Source organism: Streptomyces sp. NPDC003034, from assembly GCF_053591375.1.
On record NZ_JBSFTS010000011.1, the window covers coordinates 52,987 to 72,295 of the forward strand.

Annotated in this window: 14 protein-coding genes; 13 read left to right on the top strand and 1 reads right to left on the bottom strand. The window is 73.5% G+C overall.

Annotation, left to right across the window (positions count from 1 at the left end; translation table 11 throughout):
* Positions 1-501 precede the first annotated feature (501 nt).
* The 13 genes from ACWDX7_RS14170 to ACWDX7_RS14230 all read left to right on the top strand — a co-directional run bounded on the left by ACWDX7_RS14170 (position 502) and on the right by ACWDX7_RS14230 (position 18,075).
* Positions 502-987 (top strand): DUF402 domain-containing protein, encoded by a 486-nt coding sequence (locus ACWDX7_RS14170; RefSeq protein WP_451489651.1) that lies wholly within the window; start codon positions 502-504, stop codon positions 985-987.
* Positions 988-1,019: 32 nt separating this feature from the next.
* The gene (locus tag ACWDX7_RS14175) at positions 1,020-3,902 is read left to right on the top strand and encodes an FAD-binding and (Fe-S)-binding domain-containing protein (RefSeq protein WP_451489690.1); all 2,883 of its coding nucleotides are present in this window, start codon (positions 1,020-1,022) and stop codon (positions 3,900-3,902) included.
* 12 nt (positions 3,903-3,914) lie between these two features.
* On the top strand, positions 3,915-5,087 hold the full coding sequence (locus tag ACWDX7_RS14180) for an MFS transporter (RefSeq protein WP_451489650.1): 1,173 nt from the start codon (positions 3,915-3,917) through the stop codon (positions 5,085-5,087).
* 311 nt (positions 5,088-5,398) lie between these two features.
* The gene (locus ACWDX7_RS14185; protein ID WP_451489649.1) at positions 5,399-6,115 is read left to right on the top strand and encodes a phosphoribosylaminoimidazolesuccinocarboxamide synthase; all 717 of its coding nucleotides are present in this window, start codon (positions 5,399-5,401) and stop codon (positions 6,113-6,115) included.
* Positions 6,108-6,800 carry an SDR family oxidoreductase gene (locus tag ACWDX7_RS14190; RefSeq protein ID WP_451489648.1) on the top strand — a complete coding sequence of 231 codons (693 nt, stop codon included), beginning with the start codon at positions 6,108-6,110 and terminating at the stop codon, positions 6,798-6,800. The genes ACWDX7_RS14185 and ACWDX7_RS14190 overlap by 8 nt, the downstream gene beginning before the upstream one ends.
* Before the next feature lie 132 nt (positions 6,801-6,932).
* The gene (locus ACWDX7_RS14195; protein WP_451489647.1) at positions 6,933-7,397 is read left to right on the top strand and encodes a hypothetical protein; all 465 of its coding nucleotides are present in this window, start codon (positions 6,933-6,935) and stop codon (positions 7,395-7,397) included.
* Positions 7,398-7,463: 66 nt separating this feature from the next.
* Positions 7,464-8,660: an MFS transporter gene (locus ACWDX7_RS14200; protein ID WP_451489646.1), complete on the top strand. Its 1,197-nt coding sequence runs from the start codon at positions 7,464-7,466 to the stop codon at positions 8,658-8,660.
* Entirely contained in the window at positions 8,657-11,536 is a 2,880-nt protein-coding gene (locus ACWDX7_RS14205) for an HAD-IIB family hydrolase (RefSeq protein WP_451489645.1), read from the top strand. The genes ACWDX7_RS14200 and ACWDX7_RS14205 overlap by 4 nt, the downstream gene beginning before the upstream one ends.
* 132 nt (positions 11,537-11,668) lie before the next feature.
* On the top strand, positions 11,669-12,676 hold the full coding sequence (locus tag ACWDX7_RS14210) for a phosphoribosylaminoimidazolesuccinocarboxamide synthase (protein WP_451489644.1): 1,008 nt from the start codon (positions 11,669-11,671) through the stop codon (positions 12,674-12,676).
* A gap of 26 nt (positions 12,677-12,702) precedes the next feature.
* On the top strand, positions 12,703-13,731 hold the full coding sequence (locus tag ACWDX7_RS14215; RefSeq protein WP_451489643.1) for a beta-ribofuranosylaminobenzene 5'-phosphate synthase family protein: 1,029 nt from the start codon (positions 12,703-12,705) through the stop codon (positions 13,729-13,731).
* 17 nt (positions 13,732-13,748) lie between these two features.
* A complete protein-coding gene (purB, locus tag ACWDX7_RS14220) occupies positions 13,749-15,173 on the top strand; it encodes an adenylosuccinate lyase (RefSeq protein WP_451489642.1) in 1,425 nt (474 codons plus the stop codon).
* A 56-nt stretch (positions 15,174-15,229) separates the two neighbouring features.
* A complete protein-coding gene (locus ACWDX7_RS14225) occupies positions 15,230-16,843 on the top strand; it encodes an FAD-dependent oxidoreductase (protein ID WP_451489641.1) in 1,614 nt (537 codons plus the stop codon).
* Positions 16,840-18,075, top strand: coding sequence for an NAD(P)/FAD-dependent oxidoreductase (locus tag ACWDX7_RS14230; RefSeq protein WP_451489640.1), 1,236 nt, complete (start codon positions 16,840-16,842; stop codon positions 18,073-18,075). The genes ACWDX7_RS14225 and ACWDX7_RS14230 overlap by 4 nt, the downstream gene beginning before the upstream one ends.
* Positions 18,076-18,135: 60 nt before the next feature.
* Here the strand turns inward: ACWDX7_RS14230 and ACWDX7_RS14235 are convergent, their stop codons facing one another.
* On the bottom strand, positions 18,136-19,305 hold the full coding sequence (locus ACWDX7_RS14235) for an amidohydrolase family protein (protein ID WP_451489639.1): 1,170 nt from the start codon (positions 19,303-19,305) through the stop codon (positions 18,136-18,138).
* Positions 19,306-19,309: the final 4 nt, after the last annotated feature.

Genomic DNA, 19,309 nt, shown 5'->3' on the forward strand with positions numbered 1-19,309 from the left:
AGCGCCGCGGCCGCGTCGGACGGCTTCGCCCCGGCCGGCGCGCGGCGACGCGGGGCAGGCCCCGGGCAGGGGCCCGTTCTCGACACCCGTACACGGGCTGAGCTTCAAAGACCCGCCTCCGGCCCCGCTTCGGTTCTCCTCGGAGTGCTGCCGCTGCTCGGCGATGCTGGCGGTCACCCCGGCAGCGTTGTGCGTTTCGATCGGCCCGAGCGTGCGTCCCGGGACACTGCCACCCGGGTGTTGCCCATCGCGACGCTCCATCGGCCTGAGTATTGGCCTGAATTTTTCAGTCCCGCCAGCAGACCTGCGGCCTGTCCCGGCGCCCTCCGCCCGTACCGCTGTGCGAGGACGCCGCGACCGGCGGAAAAGTGACGCTGACCCGGCAGTTACCGCGCCGGCTGTGGTCTGATGACCGCCTGCCGCGACCCCGGTTTCGATACGATCATCGTGCGACACGGAGGTGCGGAACCGAGAACGGGGGCAGCCAAGGTGCGGAAGCTCATGGACGTGGTGTTGACCAAGGCCGGTCGGGTCAAGATCCGTTACCAGGCGGAGCTGCTGGGAGACGACGGCTCCCGGGTGTCGGTGATCGCGCCCTGGTCGGCGCCCGGGGTGCGGGACTTCGGGTTCGTGCGGTTCGAGCCCGGTGATGAGTTCACCGAGTACTACTGGAGGGACCGCTGGTACGCCGTCAAGGAGGTGCGCGACGGCGCGGGGGTGTTGAAGGGGTGGTACTGCGACATCACCCGGCCCGCCGCAGTCCGGGACGCGGGAGCGGAGCCGGCCCAGATCGTGATCGAGGACCTCGATCTCGACCTGTGGGTCTCCGCGGACGGAGCCGAGGTACTGCGGCTGGACGAGGACGAGTTCGCGGCGAGCGGGCTCGCCGAAAGTGACCCGGAGGCGGCCCGGCAAGCCCTCGCTGCTCTCGACGAGCTGGAGCGGCTCGCCAAGGGCGGTGCTCTGCCCGTACTGCTGGCCGAATAGGGGCACGGGTGGCGGCGACTTTGCGGGACTCCATGGTTCCTGGCGCGGCGGCCGTGGCCCAGGCGTTGACCGAGGCGGACTGCGGGGAGGTGGCCGGCGACACGGGCGTCCGGGCGCAGTACTCCGCCGATGCCTCCAACTACCGGCAGATCCCGCTGGCCGTCGTCTTTCCCCGCGAGCGTGGGCACGTCCTCAACGCGCTCGCGGCGTGCCGGGGGCTGGGCGTGCCCGTCACCGCGCGCGGCGCCGGGACCAGCACCTCCGGCCAGGCGGTCGGCGCGGGCGTGGTGCTCGACTTCTCCCGCTTCTTCAACCGGCTGCTCGACCTGGACCCGCAGGCCCGTAGGGCCACCGTGCAGCCCGGCATCGTGCTGGACGACCTCCAGGCCGCCGCGGCCGGACACAACCTGCTCTTCGGCGCCGACCCGTCCACCCACAGCCGCTGCACCCTGGGCGGCATGATCGGGAACAACGCCTGCGGCACCCACTCCCTCGCATGGGGCCGCACCTCGGACAACGTGGACGAGCTGGAGGTCGTCACCTACCGCGGCACCGTCGTCCGGCTCGGCGAGATGAGCCAGGAGGAGATCGACCGGGCGGTCGCCGTGGGCGACGACCGGGCCAGGCTCATCGGGGCCTTGCACGCCCTCGCCCGGGACAACCTCGCCACGCTGCGCACCGAGTTCGGCAGGTTCCCCCGGCAGGTGTCCGGCTACGCGCTGGAACACCTGCTGCCGGAGCGCCGGTTCAACCTCGCCCGGGCCTTCGTCGGAAGTGAGGGCACGCTGGGACTGGTGCTCTCCGCCACGGTCCGGCTGATCGCGCCGCCACCCGCGCGGACGCTGGTGGTCCTCGGATTCGAGGACGCCTACATGGCGGCGGAGGCCGTGGTTGCGCTACTCGGTCACCAGCCGCTGGCGCTGGAGGGGCTCGACCAGGCACTGACCGACGTGGTGACCCGGCCCGAGACCCGCGCCGCCATCGACACCCTGCCAGCCGGGCGCGCCTGGCTCTTCGCCGAACTCGGCGGCGAGCCCGACGAGTTGGCCGCACGGGCCGAGGAGCTCCTGGAGGCCGCGCGGAAGGCCGCCGGCTTCAGCGGGGGGCGGGTCGTCGGCGATCCGGCCGACGCACGCCGGCTGTGGCGGATCCGGGAGGACGGCGCCGGGCTGGCCACCCGCCGGGCCGACGGGTCGGAGGCCTGGCCCGGATGGGAGGACTCGGCGGTCCCGCCCGGTCGACTCGGCTCGTACCTGAGGGAGTTCGGGTCGCTCATGGAGCGGCACGGTCTCGCGGGAGCCGTCTACGGGCACTTCGGCGAGGGCTGCCTGCACGTACGGATCGACTTCGACTTCACGAGCGAGGAGGGTGCCGCCGTCTTCCGGGCCTTCGGCGCGGACGTGGCCCGGCTGATCGCCGAGCACGGCGGCTCGCTGTCCGGGGAGCACGGCGACGGGCAGGCCCGTTCCGAGTTCCTCCCCGTCATGTACTCCGCGGCGGCCATGGGGCTGTTCGAGCGGTTCAAGGACATCTGGGACCCGGACAACGGCCTGAACCCGGGGATCATCGTCCGACCGCTGCCGGTCGACGGGAACCTGCGGGTGAGCCCGCACCGCACCACCCTCCCGCTGGCCACCGTCTTCGCCTACGACGCCGACGACGGGGACTTCGCGAAGGCCACCCGCCGGTGCGTCGGCGTCGGCAAGTGCCGCGCCTCGGCCGCCCACGGCACCGGGGTCATGTGTCCCAGCTTCCGGGTCACCGGGGACGAGAAGGACTCCACACGCGGCCGTGCCCGGCTGCTGTACGAGATGACCCAGGGCGAGGTCATCACCGACGGCTGGCGGTCCACCGAGGTACGGGACGTCCTCGACCTCTGCCTGTCCTGCAAGGGGTGCAGTACCGACTGCCCGGTCGGCGTCGACGTGGCCACCTACAAGTCGGAGTTCCTGCACCACCACTACAAGGGACGGATCCGGCCGGCCTCGCACTACACCATGGGCTGGCTGCCCCTGCTGTCCCGGGCGGCCTCCCGGGCGCCGGGCCTGGTCAACGCCGTCCTGGGCTCCCGGCTCGCCCCGCTGGTCAAACGCCTCGGCGGGATCGCCGACCAGCGCACCCTGCCGCGGTTCGCGGACCCCACCTTCCTCTCCTGGTTCCGGGGACGGAGCCCCCGAGGTGACGGGCACCGCGGGCCGGTGATGCTGTGGGTGGACTCGTTCAACAACCACTTCTCCCCGGAAGTCCTCCAAGCCGGGGTGGTCGTCCTGGAGGACGCCGGGTTCGTCGTCCAGGTGCCCGACGGCACCCAGTGCTGCGGTCTCACCTGGATCACCACCGGGCAGCTCGGGATCGCCCGGCGGATCGCCCGGCGCGCCACTGCCGCGCTCGCCCCCGCCGTCCGCGCGGGCGTGCCCGTCGTCGGCCTGGAGCCCAGCTGCACCGCCGCCCTCCGCTCGGACCTGCCCGAACTGCTCGGCCGGGACGAGGACGCGAAGGGGCTGGCCGAAGCCACCCTGACCCTCGCCGAACTGCTGGTCCGGCGAGCCCCCGACTGGGAGCCCCCCGAGGTCCGCCTCCGCTCCCTCAGCCAGACGCACTGCCACCAGTACGCCACCTCCGGCTTCGGCGCCGACACCGCCCTGCTGCGCCGGATGGGCGTGGACAACACGGTGGTCGACTCCGGCTGCTGCGGACTGGCCGGAAACTTCGGTTTCGAGCGCGGCCACTACGAGGTTTCCGTGGCCGTGGGCGAGCAGGGACTGCTGCCCGCCGTACGGTCCGCCGGCCCCGACACCCATGTGCTGGCCGACGGGTTCAGCTGCCGGACCCAGATCGCCCAGCGGACCGACCGCCGGGGTACCCACCTCGCCCAGCTCATCGCCGAAGCCCTTCCGCCGGCTCCGGCACCCTGAAAGGGACCGCACATGCCCTACTTACACATACTTCGGCGCCCGTCGGTGTTCCGGCTGCTCACCGGCAGCTGGGTGGGCCGGCTGCCGTCCGCGATGGCCGCCCTGGCCGTGCCGCTCGCGCTGCGGGACGCGGGGGCCCCGTACGGCTTCGTCGGCCTGGCGGCGGGCACCTTCGCCATCTCCGCCGCCGTGGGGGCCCCACTGCTGGGGAGACTGGTGGACCGGCGCGGCCAGACCCTGGTCCTTCTGCTCACGGCGCTGCTCGCGGCGGCCGGCTTCATCACGGTCGCCGTCGCCCCTGACCATCGGGCGCTGGTGCTCCTCGGTGCTGCCGTGGCCGGCGCGGCGACGCCCCCGCTGGAGCCCTGCCTGCGCGCCCTATGGCCGGATCTCGTCCCCTCCGACGACCTGGAGTCCGCCTACGCCCTGGACTCCAGCGCCCAGGAAATGGTGTTCGTCGCCGGCCCCCTGGTGGTGGCCGGGACCGTGGCGGTGGCCTCGCCCACCGCCGTGCTGTGGGCCCAGGCCGTCCTCGGCATCGCCGGCGTGCTGGTGGTGGCCACCTCCCGCCCCTCCCGCCGGTGGCGGACCGCCGCCCGCTCCACCGACTGGCTAGGGCCGCTCCGCGAACGCGGGCTGGTCCTGCTGCTCGTCTGCCTGGCCGGGGTCGGCTTCGCCATCGGCACCCTCAACATCCTCGTCGTCCACTACGCGGAGCAGCGCTCGTTCCCCGGCGGCGCGCCCGGACTGCTCGCGCTGCACGCCGCCGGCTCGCTGATCGGCGTACTGGTCTACGGGGCCCGGCGGTGGACGGCTCCGCTGCCGCGGCGGGCCCTGGCGCTGGCCCTGTGCCTGCTGGTCGGTTACACCCTGCTGATCCTGTTGCCCCCGGCCTCGCTGATGGGCCCGCTGATGGTGCTGACCGGGCTGTTCCTGGCGCCGCTGCTGGTCACCACCTTCATGCTGGTGGGCGAGCTGGCCCCGGCCGGCACCACCACCGAGGCCTTCGCCTGGCTGATCACCCTCTTCGCCTCGGGCACCTCGCTGGGTTCCGCGATCACCGGCGTGGTGCTTGAGGGCGCCGGCGAGCACTGGGGGGCCGCCTGCGGGGCGCTGGGCGTCTGTGTCACGGTGCTGCTGCTGTTCGCGGGCCGCCGCAGGCTGCGGGTCGCCGTCGCCGCGTAACCGGTCGATTCCGGCCATGCAGGGCCGCGTCGAGCCACGCTGAATAACTCTGATCACACCCGGTCGGGCTGTTGACGATCACTCAACGGCCCGACTAGGGTGCGATTCGGTGAGGCCCGGACCCCATGCGGGGCGCGGCCAATTTTCCTTCACTCACGTGTATCGCGAGCGAGTCCTCCCTCGGCCAGGCGTGCTGTCCCGATCTGTCACGCGGCCCGGAGTTGAACGTTTCGATACGGCTTCCCCGTGGACGGGGCTGCCGTCTTTCCCTTCCCATGGGTTCGCCCGACGAACCAGAATGGATGTGAGGCGTGCATTCCGATGTGACGGATGTGATGTCCAGGACGCCCGACGTCTCGGGACGCAGCAAGAAGGTCTGGCTCGTCGACGAGGACACCTGCCTGGTCGAACTGATCCCCTCGTTGAGCAGCTTCACGTTCAACCGCAACGAACTGATCGACGGCACGGCCGAGTTGCGCCTGGACTTCTTCGAGCACGTCTCCGGTCGGCTGGCGGCCGAGGGAGTGCACACGGTCTTCCGCGAGCGCACCGGACCGCTCACCTACCTGGCCGACTACCGACCGTCCACGCCCTTCGAGGTCATCGTCAAGAACAGGGCCACCGGCTCCACCATCCGCAAGTACCCGGGGCTGTTCACCGAGGGCCAGGTGCTCGACCGCCCCGTGGTCAAGTTCGACTACCGGACCGACCCTGAAGACCAGCCGATCGGCGAGGACTACCTCCGGCTGCTCGGCCTCGACGTGGACGCCTACCGGGCCGCCGCGCAGCACTGCAACACCGTCCTCCGCGGCCTTCTTGAGCCCCTCGAACTCTGGGACTTCTGCCTGATCATCGCGCCCGACGCGGAGCGCGGACTGGTGATCAACTCCGAAATATCGCCCGACTGCATGCGGCTGCGCTCGGCCGCGGGCGAGTGCTACGACAAGGACCTGTTCCGCCAGGGCCTCTCGGGCGACGAGATCATCAAGCGCTGGACCGAACTGATGCGGATCATCACCCGTGGCTGAGCGGCGACTGGCGCTCGTGACGGGCGCGAACCGGGGGACCGGGCGGGCCATCCGCCACCGCCTCACGGCCGACGGCTTCACCGTCCGCTGCCTCAACCGGAGTTCCTGTGCGGACCACCGGGACCCGGTCACGGCCGATCTCGCCGACTCGCAGGCGGCGTTCGAGGCGGCCCGCGCGGTCCTGGCCGACGTGTCCGCGCTGGACCTGCTGGTCCTGAACGCGGTGACCCGCGGACTAGGCCGGGTCGAGGAGCTCGTCCCGGAGGTGTGGGACGAGGCGTTGGCGGTGAACCTCACCGCCAACGTCCGCGTCATCCAGGCGGCGCTGCCCGCGCTGAGGGCGGCCGGCGGGCACATCGTCCTGATGGGCTCGCACGCCGGGGACCGGCCGTTCGAGGGCGGAATGGCGTACTGCGCGACCAAGGCGGCCCTGAAATCGGTGGCCGAGGTGCTGCTGATGGAGGAACGCCCGAACGGTGTCCGGACCACCCTGCTCAATCCCGGCGCCATCCGCAATTTCGACGACGATTTCTCCGAGCTCAAGATGAGCGTCGAATCGGTGGCCTCGGTGGTGTCCTGGGTGGTCGCCGCCCCCGCCGACACCGTCCTCGGCGAGGTCGAACTGCGGCCGGCGCGCCTCGGCACCCCGCCCGCGGTCGGATTCGAGCGGCTCCAGCACGTGTGAGTGACCTAGGGGGTGTTTCTCGGATCTCCGTGGGAGAAGGAGCGGGGTCTGGTGCGTGCCAGGGCTCGCGACGCCGCGGAGATCCGAGAAACACCCCCTAGGTCCCCTGATGACCCCGAAGGGAGCGTTGAGATGGCGCCACAGAGCTTCATCACCGAATGGAATGCGGAATCCGGAGCACTGGAGGCTGCACGGTCCCCCACCGGGGACCCCGCGGATGTCCGGTTCCCGCCGTCCGGACCGGCCGGCGACACCCCCATAGGCTTCCGGGCGACGGCCTCGGTGGGCTTCGCTCCCGACGGCGGAGTGTGCAGGGTGGACGTGCCGGACATTCCGGAAGGCGTCGCCCCGGCCATCCCCACCGCCCGCGGCGAGGAAAACGTGGGCTTCGCCTGGCTCGACAGCGGCTGGCTCTGGATCCCGCTCAGCGGGGACCGGGCCGAGCGGTACCGGTCGGGCCTGGCGGAGATCGAACTGCGGGTCCGCCGCGAGGCAGTGACGGGCCTCTCGCTGCGGTTCCTCAGCCAGGTCTGCGACCGGCGGTTCCCGGTCCGGCACGTCCCCGTCCGGCAGTCCCCGGAGTCCGCCGACCGGTAGTCCCCCGACCGGTGATCCCCGCCCGGTGATCCCCCGAGCGGGAAACCCCGACCAGGAGAACAGCACGTGAGTTACGCGGCACTTCTGCGCCGGCCGTCCGTTCCGCACGCCCTCGGCGGCGCGCTGATCGGACGGCTGCCCACCGCCATGACGGCCCTCGCCATGACCCTCACCCTGCGCGCCCACGACGCGGACTTCCGCTTCGTCGGCGTGGCCACGGCGGTGTTCGCCGTGGCAGGAGCCGTCGGGGGACCGGCGCTCGGCCGCATGGTGGACCGCTGGGGGCAGACGTACGTCCTCGTCGTCAGCGCCGTGCTGTCCAGCTGCGGCACCCTGCTGATCGCCCTCGCGCCGTCCTCCCGGCCCGTGGTACTCGCCGGCGCCGTCCTGGCCGGGGCGGCCACCCCGCCCCTGGAACCCTGCCTGCGCGCGCTGTGGCCGGTCCTCGTCGGCCAGGAGAATCTCCAGCGGGCCTACTCCTTGGACGCCGCCGCCCAGGAACTGGTCTTCATCGGAGGCCCGCTGCTCGTCTCCGGCACCGTGGCCCTCGGCCCGCCCGAGGCCGCTGTGGTGCTGTCCGCCGCCCTCTGCCTCGGCGGGGCCCTCGTGATGGCGACCTCGCGACCCTCCCGGCAATGGCGGGGGACCCCCGGCACCGGCGAGTGGCTCGGCCCGCTGCGCAGCCGCGCGCTGGTCCTGCTCTTCCTCGGGCTCGCCGGAGCCGGGGCGGCCATCGGCGGCCTGAACATCGTTGCCGTGGCCTACGCCGAACGGCACCCGCTCCCCGGCGGGGCCGGGACCCTGCTCGCGCTGTCCGCGTGCGGGGCGCTCGCCGGCGCCGTGGTGTACGGGCGCGGTCGGTGGAGCCTGGCGCCGACCGCCCAGGCGGTGATCTTCGGCGCCGGCCTCACCGTCACCTACGCGCTGGTGGCCCTGATGGCCCCGCCGGTACCGATGGCCCTGGTCTGCCTGTCCACCGGGTTCTTCCTGTCGCCCCTGCTGGTGGTGTCCTTCACCCTGGTGGACGCCCTCGCACCCCAGGGCACCGTCACCGAGGCCTTCGCCTGGCTGATCACCTTGCTCACCACGGGAACGGCCCTCGGCTCCGCGCTCGCCGGGCTGGTCCTGGAAACGGGCGGTCCGGGACCGGCGGCCGGTTCGACCGCGCTCTGCGCCCTGCTCGGAGTCGGCTTCCTGCTGCTGTGCCACCGGCTGCGCAAGACCTCGGCGCACCGGGCCGCCACCGCGCCGGCGGGCAGGTGAACCCGGCACCGGGCGGCGGCCGCCGGCCCCGGCTGCTCGCCTGCGACCTCGACGGAACCCTGCTGGACTCGCGCGGCCGGATCACCGCACCGGTTTCCGCCGCGCTGTTCCGGGCCCGCGACGCCGGACTCGCCCTCGCCGTCATCACCGCCCGGCCGGGCCGTGATGTGGCCGCCGCGGTGACCAGCCGGATACCGGACTCGGCCTACTGGGCGTACAGCAACGGGGCGGTGATCCACCCGCCCGGCGCCGCCCGGCCCCGCCGGGTGCTCGGCTTCGCCCCCGGCCGGGTCGTACGGATCCTCGACGCCGTCCACGCGGCCTCGCCGCACTGGTCCTGTGCGCTGGACCTGGTGGACCGTACGGTCACCCTCGACCCCTTCCCACGCGACGCCACCACGCACTGGAAGCACGTCACCCACTGCCCCTCCGCAGATGTGCCCGACCTGCGTGGCCTGCCGGACCGGGTGCCGAAGTTGCTCGTCCACACCGGAACCCACTGCGGTCCGGCCGTCGTGGCCGAGGTCCAGCGCGCGGTCGGCCCGGGCGCGGTGGCCACCGCCTCGGGCGGTGAGTTCGTCGAGCTGGTCCCGCCCGGCACCGGCAAGTCCGAGGCCCTGCGGTGGCTCTGCGCCGAGCTCGGTGTGGACCCGGCCGAGGCGGTGGCCGTCGGGGACGGGCTCAACGACCTGTCCATGCTGAGGCTGGCCGGAGTGGGGGCCGCCCCCGCGAACGCACCCGAAGAAGTGCGGCGCGCCGCGGACCTCGTCCTGCCCTCGAACGACGAGGACGCGGTCGGCGCACTGGTCGGACTGCTGCTTGCCGGCGCCCGTGGACCCACAAGGAGTGAGAAGACCGTGCCTGCTGAGAAGACCGTGCCTGCTCAGAAGACGGTGCCAGCTGAGGAGAGCGTGCCCGACGCCCGGGAGGAAGCGCCCTACGGAGCCTGGCGGTCGGCGATCGGCGCCCGCGACGTGGCCCGCGGAGCCGCCCTGCCCGAGTGGCCGGCCTTCGTCGGCGACGAGGTGTGGTGGACGGAGCCGCTGGCCCACGACGGCGGCCGCAACGCCCTGATGCGGCGGGGGCCGGACGGCGCCCCTCAGGAGGTGCTGCCGGCCGGCTGGGACGTGCGGAGCCGGTTCAACGAGTACGGGGCCCGCCCCTGGCTGCCGCTGTCCGGCCTGCCCGGCGACGGCATCGTCTTCACCCACTGGGCCGACCAGCGCGTCCACCGGTGGAAGCCCGGCATCCAGGCCGTGCCGCTCAGCCCGCCCGCCGGGCCCGGCGGGGTCCACCGTTACGGGGACTTCGCGGTCCGGGGCGCGGAGCTGTGGTGCGTACGGGAGACCCTGCCGGGCACCGGTCCCGGCGCCGCCCGCGACGTGCGCCGCGAGCTGGTGGCCCTGCCGCTGGACGGCAGCGCCGCCGAGGACCCGGAGGCGGTGCGGGTGCTGGCCGCCGGGCACCGGTTCCTGACCGGCCCGCGGATCGCGCCCCGCGGGGACCGGGTCGCCTGGCTGGGCTGGGACCATCCGGACATGCCCTGGGACCGTACGGACCTCATGGTCGCCGAGATCTCCGCCGAGGGCTCGCTCGGGCCCGCGGTCCGGGTGGCTGGCGGCCCCGGCCAGTCGGTCGCCCAGGCGGAGTGGGCCGCCGACGGCACGGAACGGCTGTTCGCCGTCACCGACCCCGATGGCTGGTGGAACCTGCACGAGATCGGGCCGGACGGCCGGGCCCGCCCCCTGCGCCCCGCGCCGCGGGAGTACGCGGAAGCCCTCTGGCGCGTCGGCTCCCGCTGGTTCCTGCCGCTGCGCGACGGCAGCCTGGCCGTGCTGCACGGCACCGGCGGCCGCCGTCCCGCCCTCCTCACCCCCGACGGCGAGCAGAGCGAACTCGACCCGGACGGGCCGTACACCGAGTGGCACTCGCCGGCCACCGACGGGCGGCGGATCGCCGCGGTCGCGGCCGGCCCCGCACACCGGCCGACGGTGGTGCTGCTGGACCCGCAGGACGAGGACGGCCGGGTGGAGGTCCTGCGCCCGCCCTCCCGCGAGCACGCCGAACTCTGGCCCACCCCTTTCCGGCGGACCTACCACGGCCCCGGCGGCGAGGAGGTGCACGCCCACGTCTACCCGCCCCACCACCCCCGCCACCGGGGCCCGGACGGCGAACTCCCGCCCTACGTGGTGCTGGTGCACGGTGGCCCCACCAACCGCACCCACATGACCCCGCACCCGCACATCGCCTACTTCACCAGCCGGGGCATCGGGATCCTGGACGTCCAGTACGGCGGCTCCACCGGCTACGGGCGGGAGTACCGGGACCGGCTGCGCGGCGGCTGGGGCGTGGTGGACGTACGGGACTGCGCCACGGCCGCCCGTGGGCTGGTCGCCGAAGGGCTCGCCGACCCGCGCCGCCTCGCGATCCGGGGCGCGAGCGCGGGAGGCTGGACCGCCGCCGCCTCGCTGATCGCCGAACCGGACTTGTACCGCGCCGCGGCCATCCACTTCCCCGTGCTGGACGCGGACACCTGGCGGCGCACCACGCACGACTTCGAATCCCGGTACGCCGAGACGCTGATCGGGCCCTGGCCGGAGAGCCGCGAGGAGTACGCCCGCCGCTCACCGGTGCACGGAGCCACCGGCATCCGGGCCCCCTTCGTGCTCTTCCAGGGGACCCAGGACGCGATCTGCCCGCCGAGCCAGGCCGAGCGGCTGCTGGAGCGGCTGGCGGGCTGCGACGTGGACCACGCGTACGAGGCCTTCGAGGGGGAGGGGCACGGCTTCCGGAAGGCCGAGACGGTGGCCCGCACCCTGCACATCGAACTGGAGCTGTACGGACGCGTGTTCGGGTTCGTTCCCGACTGCGGCTGACTGCGGCTGACTGGCGGCGCCGTGGGCCGGCCGGCTGTCACATCCGGGCAGCCTCGATCGTCTTCAACTCCGGGTGAGCACCTCGCCGCCGCAGGCTCCCCGCACAGGCGCACCCCAGGAAGAGAAGAGCCGATGAAGCGCTGGTCCACCAAGGATCTGTACACACTGACCCCATCCCGCGACGGTCGGCCCGGCGACGGCATCCTGACCTTCACGGACCGCTACTCCGTCTTCGACTTCGGTGTCATGCCCGATGAGATCCCCGGCAAGGGCAAGGCCTCCTGCGCCATGGCCGTCCGGTCCTTCGGCCTCATGCGCGAGGCCGGAATCGGCACGCACTTCGTGGAGCAGGTCTCCGACAACGCCATCCGGATCGAACTCCTCGACATCGACTTCGAGGGCACCCGGCCCCGGACCGGTCCGGGCGGGATGATCCCCCTCCAGGTCGTCTACCGCAACGCGCTGCCCCGGGAGTCCTCGGTGCACCGCCGGGTCGCGGCGGGCCGCCTCGACGCCGCCCTGGTGCCGGAGCGACGCGAGCCCGGCTCCCCGTGGCTGGCCGAGGTCATGGTCGAGTTCACCACCAAGTTCGAGGAGACCGACCGCTTCGTCACCCGCGAGGAGGCCGCGGCCGTCGGCCGGATCCCGATGGAGGACATCGCCCGGATCGAGAAGCTCACCCGGCAGCTCGCCCCGGTGCTCACCGCCCACTGCGCTGCCCTCGGCCTGGAACTCGTCGACGGGAAGGCCGAGTACGGCTTCGGCGCGGACGGCGAGCCGATCGTCATCGACCACGCGGGCACCCCCGACGAGAACCGCTTCTACTACGACGGCGCACCGGTCTGCAAGGAACTCCTGCGCTACCTCCACCCCGGCCTGCGCGAGCGCGTCCAGCAGCACATCAGGGACGGCCTGCCCCGCGACCGGTGGCCTCGTCCGGAGCCGCTGGACGCCGCCGCGGTGGCGGCGACCTCCGAGGTCTACGCCGCGCTGACCGCGCTGTGGACCGGCCCGGCCGGCGTGAGCGGCCCGGCCGGCGGGAGCGGCCCGGACGCCGCCGCGCGCGCCCGCCTGTCCGCCGCCGTACGGGAGTTCCGAGAGGTCACCGGCGCCGCCCTGGGCGACCGGACCGGGCTCTGACCGACCACCGACGAGGAGATACCGCCGTGGCGCTGGAACCGCCCACCGAACACGGGACGGCCGTACGCGTGTCCGCCCCGGCCCGCCTGAGCTTCACCCTGATCAGCCTCGACGCCACCTCGATGCGGCGCAACGGCATCGCCGCCATGGCCGTGGACCGGCCCGGACTCACCGCCGAGGTGCGGCCCGCCGCCGACGGGGTCACCGAGGTCACCGGTACCGCCGAGGAGACCACCCGCGAGGTGACCCGGGCCGTCGAGACGCTGCGCAAGCTGTGGGACGGGCCGCCGGTCCGGGTGACCGTCACCCGGCCACTGCCCCAGCACAGCGGCTTCGGTTCGAAGACCAGCACCCTGCTCGCCATCGGCCACGCTTACGGGCGGCTCTGCGGCCAGGAGGCCGACTTGCGGGAACTCGCCCGCACCCTGGGCCGCGGCCGTACCTCGGGGGCCAGCACCGGGCTCGCCGAGCACGGCGGATTCCTGGTGGACGGCGGGCACCGCAACCCGCCGCAGTTCGCCGGGGCCCCGCACACCTACCTGCGGCCCAGCCGGTTCGCGCAGGACGTCGCCCCGCCCCGGCCGGTGGTGCGGCTCGACTTCCCCGACTGGCCGGTGCTCGTCCTGCTCACCCACGGCCGCCACCTGGGCGGCCAGGAGGAACTCGACTGGTTCCAGCGGGTCACCCCGATCCCGCCGGAGGAGTCGTGGCGCACCTCCCACCTCGTCTTCATGGGCCTGGCCCCGGCCGTGCTGGAACAGGACTACGAGGCGTTCTGCGCCGCCGTGAACGAGATCACCTTCACCGGCCACTTCAAGCAGGCGCAGATCGCCTTCCAGAGCGAGGCCGTCACCAGCGTGCTGGAGGCCGGGCGCGCGGCGCCCGCCGTGGACGCGATCGCGCTCAGCGTGACCGGCCCGGCCTGCTTCGCCTTCACCCGGCGGACCGACGAGGCCGCCGCCTGGGCCGAGGACCTCCACCGCCGCGGCCTGATCAGGGACTTCTGGTTCACCAAGGCCAACAACAACGGAATCAGCACCACGTGCCCGTCCTGAGCTTCGGAAAGAGTGCGATGAACGCCAACATCCCCGACGTCCTTGCCGCCCGCTACGCCTCCCGGGAGATGACCGGACTCTGGTCCCACGAGCACAAGATCCTGCTCGAACGCCGGCTGTGGCTGGCCGTGCTGACCGCCCAGCGCGACCTCGGCATCGACGTCCCTGACCGGGTGATACCCGACTACGAGCGGGTCCTGGACACCATCGACCTGGACTCCATCGCCCGGCGCGAGCAGGTCACCCGGCACGACGTCAAGGCCCGCATCGAGGAGTTCAACGCCCTCGCCGGCCACGAGCACATCCACAAGGGCATGACCTCCCGCGACCTGACCGAGAACGTCGAGCAGCTCCAGGTCCGCGACAGCCTGGTCCTGGTCCGCGACCGCTGCGTGGCGCTGCTCGCCCGGCTCGGCCGGCTGGCGCAGGAGCACTCCGGCCTGGTGATGGCCGGCCGCTCGCACAACGTGGCCGCCCAGAGCACCACCCTCGGCAAGCGGTTCGCCACCGTGGCGGAGGAGGTGCTGGGAGCCTTCCGGAGGCTGGAGGAGCTGATCGCCCGCTATCCGATGCGCGGCATCAAGGGCCCGATGGGCACCGCCCAGGACATGCTGGACCTGCTCGGCGGCGACCGGGCCGCACTCGCCGGGCTGGAGGACCGGATCGCCGCCCACCTCGGCTTCACCCACCGCTTCACCAGCGTGGGCCAGGTCTACCCGCGCTCCCTCGACCACGAGGTGCTGAGCTTGCTGGTGCAGCTGGCCGCGGGCCCCTCCTCGCTGGCCCGCTCGATCCGCCTGATGGCCGGCGACGAACTGGTCAGTGAGGGATTCGCCGAGGGCCAGGTCGGCTCCTCCGCCATGCCGCACAAGATGAACTCCCGCTCCTGCGAGCGGATCAACGGTCTGATGATCGTCCTGCGCGGCTTCGCCTCGATGGCCGCCGAGCTGTCCGGCGACCAGTGGAACGAGGGCGACGTGTCCTGCTCGGTGGTCCGCCGGGTCGCGCTGCCCGACGCCTTCTTCGCCCTGGACGGGATGCTGGAGACCCTGCTGACCGTACTGGACGAGTTCGAGGTGTTCCCGTCCGTGATCGAATCCGAGCTGGAGCGGTACCTGCCCTTCCTGGCCACCACCAAGATGCTGATGGCGGCGGTCCGGCTGGGGGTGGGACGCGAGAGCGCCCACGAAGTCATCAAGGAGCACGCGGTCGGCTCCGCCCTCGCCATGCGGGCGGACGGCGCGGACAACCTGCTGCTGGACCGGCTCGCCGCCGACGAGCGCTTCCCGCTCGACCGGGCGCAGCTCGACGAACTCCTGGCCGACCGGATCGGCTTCACCGGCGCGGCCGCCGACCAGGTCACGACGGTGGTGGCGCAGATCGGCGAGGTCGCGGCCCGCTACCCGGACGCGGTGGACTACAAGCCCGGCCGACTGCTCTGAGCGCGTCCGCTCCCGTCCCAGCGTCCCGAGGAACACAGGAAGAGGAACAGGCTTCCGTGCACGACAGCGATTTCGACACGATAGTGATCGGCTCCGGCGGAGCCGGACTGCTCGCGGCCTGCCGGGCCGCCGACGGCGGACGACGCGTCCTCGTCCTCGAACGCACCCCCGTCCTGGGCGGCACCACCGCCGTGTCGGGCGGCATGGTCTGGGTGCCCAACAGCTCCGTGATGCGCGAGCACGGCATGTCCGACTCCGCCGAGGACGCCCTGCGCTACCTCGAACTGGTCACCGAGGGCACCGTCGAACGGTGGCGGCTGGAGCAGTACGTCGCCACCGCGCCCGAGATGGTGGACTACCTGCACGCGAAGACCCCGGTCCGGTTCTTCCCCATCGACCGGCCCGACTACCACTGCGACTGGCCGGGCGCCCGGGACGTCGGCCGCACCCTGGACAACGTGCCCTTCCCGACCGCCGACCGCCCCGGCCTGGTCGAGCGGATCCGGTGCGGCGAGCACTTCGACGCCGTCACCTACGACGAGCGGCACCGCTGGCGCTCCCCGGAGCTGTACGACCACCGGCTGGTCGCCCGCCGCAAGGCCGAGGGCGTACTGACCGTCGGTGCCGCCCTGGTGGCGGGCCTGGTCGCGGCCTGCGACGAGCGCGGCGTACGGTTCGCCAGCGGCGTCCGGGTCCGCGAACTGCTCGTCGAGGACGGCCGGGTCACCGGGGTCCGCGCCGAGACCGCCGACGGCCCGGTCTTCCACCGGGCGCGCGCCGGGGTGGTCCTGGCCAGCGGCGGCTACGAATGGAACGAGCGGCTCAAGCAGGCGTACCTGGGTGTGGCGGACACCCGTCCGGTCAGCCCGCCGTGGAACCACGGCGACGGGCTGCACATGGCCATGGCCGTCGGCGCTTCCCTGGCCGGCATGTCCCAGGCCTGGTGGGTGCCCGTGGTGGGCGCACCGGGGGAGGAGTACGACGGGGCCCCGCTCTCCCGGCACCTGGTGGGCGAGCGCTGCCTGCCCGGATCGGTGATCGTCAACCGGCGGGGCCGCAGGTTCGTCAACGAGGCCGTCAACTACAACGACATCACCAAGGCCTTCTTCGCCTTCGACCCCACGACCCACGACTACCCGAACGCGCCCGCCTGGCTCCTCTTCGACGAGGCGTTCCGCCGCCGCTATCCGATCGCCTCCGTCCAGCCGGCCGACCCGGTCCCCGACTGGTTCGTCCGCGCGGACTCGCCCACCGAGCTGGCCCACCGGCTGGGCGTGGACGAGGCCGGCCTCACCGCCACCCTCACCGCCTTCAACCGGCACGCGGTCCTCGGTGAGGACCCCGAGTTCGGCCGCGGCGCCACCAGCCACGACCGCTACTACGGGGACGACCGGCACGGCCCCAACCCCTGCCTGGGCCCGCTGGAGCAGGCTCCGTTCTACGCCGTCCAGGTCCGGCCCGGCATGCTCGGCACCAAGGGCGGGGCGGTCACCGACCGGGGCGGCCGGGTCCTGCGCCCCGACGACACCCCGGTGCCCGGCCTGTACGCGTGCGGCAACGTCGCGGCCACGCCCATGGGCCCGGGCTACCCCGGCTCCGGCGGCACCCTCGGCCCCGCGCTGGTAGGCGGCTACCTGTGCGGCATCAGCCTCGGCGAGGCGGACCGGTGAACGCGGTCGGGAAAACGGGTGGGAACACGGCCGGGAACACGGCCGGGAACACGGGTGGGAACGCGTCCGCGAGCACGGCCGGCACCGCGGCGGTGAAGGCGGTCGTGGTCGGCGCCGGCTCCATCGGCAGCTGTGTGGCCCTGAACCTGGCCGAACAAGGGGTCTCCGTGGTCCTGGTGGACGGCCAGGACCCCGCCCGCGGGCTCTCCGCCCACGGCTTCGGCTGGGTCAACGCGGTGGACAACGGCTCCGACGCCTACTTCGCCCTCTCCGCCGAGGGCCTGCGCGCCCACGAACACCTCGCCGCCCGCACCGGCGGTGCACCCTGGTTCTTCCGGACCGGCAACCTCCACTGGGCCGACACGGCGGCTGGCGCCGAGCGCCTGGCCCGGACCGCCGCCGGCTACCGCGCCCGCGGCTACCCCGTGGAGGAGTACGAGCCCGGGCGGGCGCTGGCCGAGCTCCAGCCGGGGCTGGCGCTGGACGGCGTACACGGCCCGCTCCACCACTACCCGGCCGACGCCCACGTGGTCAGCGACCGCTTCCTCGCCGCCGTCCAGGAGAGCTGCCGCGCGCACGGCGTGGAGATCCGCACCGGCGACCCGGTCACCGGCCTCCTCGGCGCCGACCCGGTCCGCGGGGTGGTCCTGGCCTCCGGCGCGCGGATCGAGGCGGATGCGGTCATCAGCTGCGCCGGCCGGGGCACCCGCGACCTGCTGGCCCATGCCGGGGCGGAGGTCCCGCTGGTGGAGCCCGGGGACGAGGGCACGGTCACCATGGGCCTGCTGGTGCGCACCTCACCGGTGGCCGGCGCCCGGGTGGAACGGGTCCTGCACGCCCCGGGGCTGAGCGTGCGTCCGCACAGCGGCGGCCGGCTGGTCCTGCACTGCCACGACGTGGACCATGAGCTGGACCCCGGCCACCCGGACCCGGCCGGGCAGGCGGCGCGGGCGGCCGAGCGGGTGCTGGCCCGGCTGGACGCGGTCCTGCCCGGGGCCGGGGCCCGGGTCTGCGTGGAGTCGGCGTACGTCGGCGTCCGGCCGATGCCGGCGGACGGCATGAGCGTCCTCGGTCCCGTGCCGGGGGCGGCCTCGCTCTACGTGGTGGTCACGCACAGCGGGCTGACCCTCGCCCCCGTACTGGGGGAGATCGTCGCCGGCGAGGTGCTCGGACGGCCCTCCGCACTGGCGGCGGCCTTCCGGCCCGAGCGCTTCAGCGCCCGCACGACGTGACGTGCGACGGGGCCCGCCGGTGCCAGGCACCGGCGGGCCCCGTCGGGCGGTCCGCCCCCGCTACCGCTCCAGCGTCGCCGGGCGCGTGGCCCGCGGCGTGTTCCGGCTGGCCAGGAAACGCGGCACGCCGTCCGTCACGACCGCCGAGATGCCGGGCACGTCACCGATGGACATGGCCTCCAGCGCCGTACCGGCCACCGAGCCCTTCGGCGCGTCCATGAGCACCAGATCGGCCTCGGCTCCCACCCGGATCCTCCCGGCCGGCAGCCCCCAGACGTCCGCCACGTTGCCGGTGGCCAGCGCCCAGGCCCGGGCGGGGGCCAGCGGGCTCAGCGCGGACAGCTCCACCAGCGTCTTCAGCACGGCCAGCGGCATCACCCCGAACCCCGAGGGGGTGTCCGAGCCCACCACGATCCGCGCCAGGGCGTCCTCCTCCAGTGCCCGGTCCACGATCCGCAGTGCCGCCCGCAGGTTGCCCGCCTGGACGAGCTGCAGAGCCATCGTGCTCTCCGCCAGCAGGCGGTCCACATCGGCGTCGGGCAGCGCGGTCGGCCCGCCGTTGGTGTGCCCGCACACGTCCGGGTCCAGGGCCAGCAGGTCGTCGGCGCGCAACGAGGCCGAACCGGCCGCGCTGGCGCCTCCCGCGTGGCACATCACCACCAGGCCGTGGGCCCTCGCCCAGCGGATCTGCTCGACGCCGTCGACCGCCTTCGCGTACGCGCCGAAACCGAACTTGGCCAGCCACACACCGCAGCGGGCGAGGTAGGCGAAGTCCTCTTCGGTCAGGGAGGGTTCGAGCAGCACGTTGCCCGCGTGCACCCGCATGCCGCCGGGCCGGTACGACTCGAAGCTGGCCCGGGCCGCGACGGCGAGCGCCTTGACGCCCTCCCGGTCGCGGGGTCGGCCCGGCACGTGCACCTCGCCCGCGGAGACGGTCCGGGTGATCCCGCCGTGGACGTACCCCTCCAGGTAGTCCACCGCCTTCTGCCGCGGCGAGTAGTCGCCGAAGGTGACGTGCCCGTGCGAGTCGATGAGGCCGGGGGCCACGGTGGCCCCCGCCGCGTCCAGGACCCGGTCCGCCGCGGCCACCCGCGCGGCCAGGTCGGCGGCCCGGCCGACCGCGGTGATGACGCCGTCGGCGCACAGCACCGTGTCGGCGTCCTCGATCAGGGGGTGCGTGAGATCGCCGGAGACCAGGGTCCCGGCGCCCACGACGGCCAGAGTGGCCACGAGT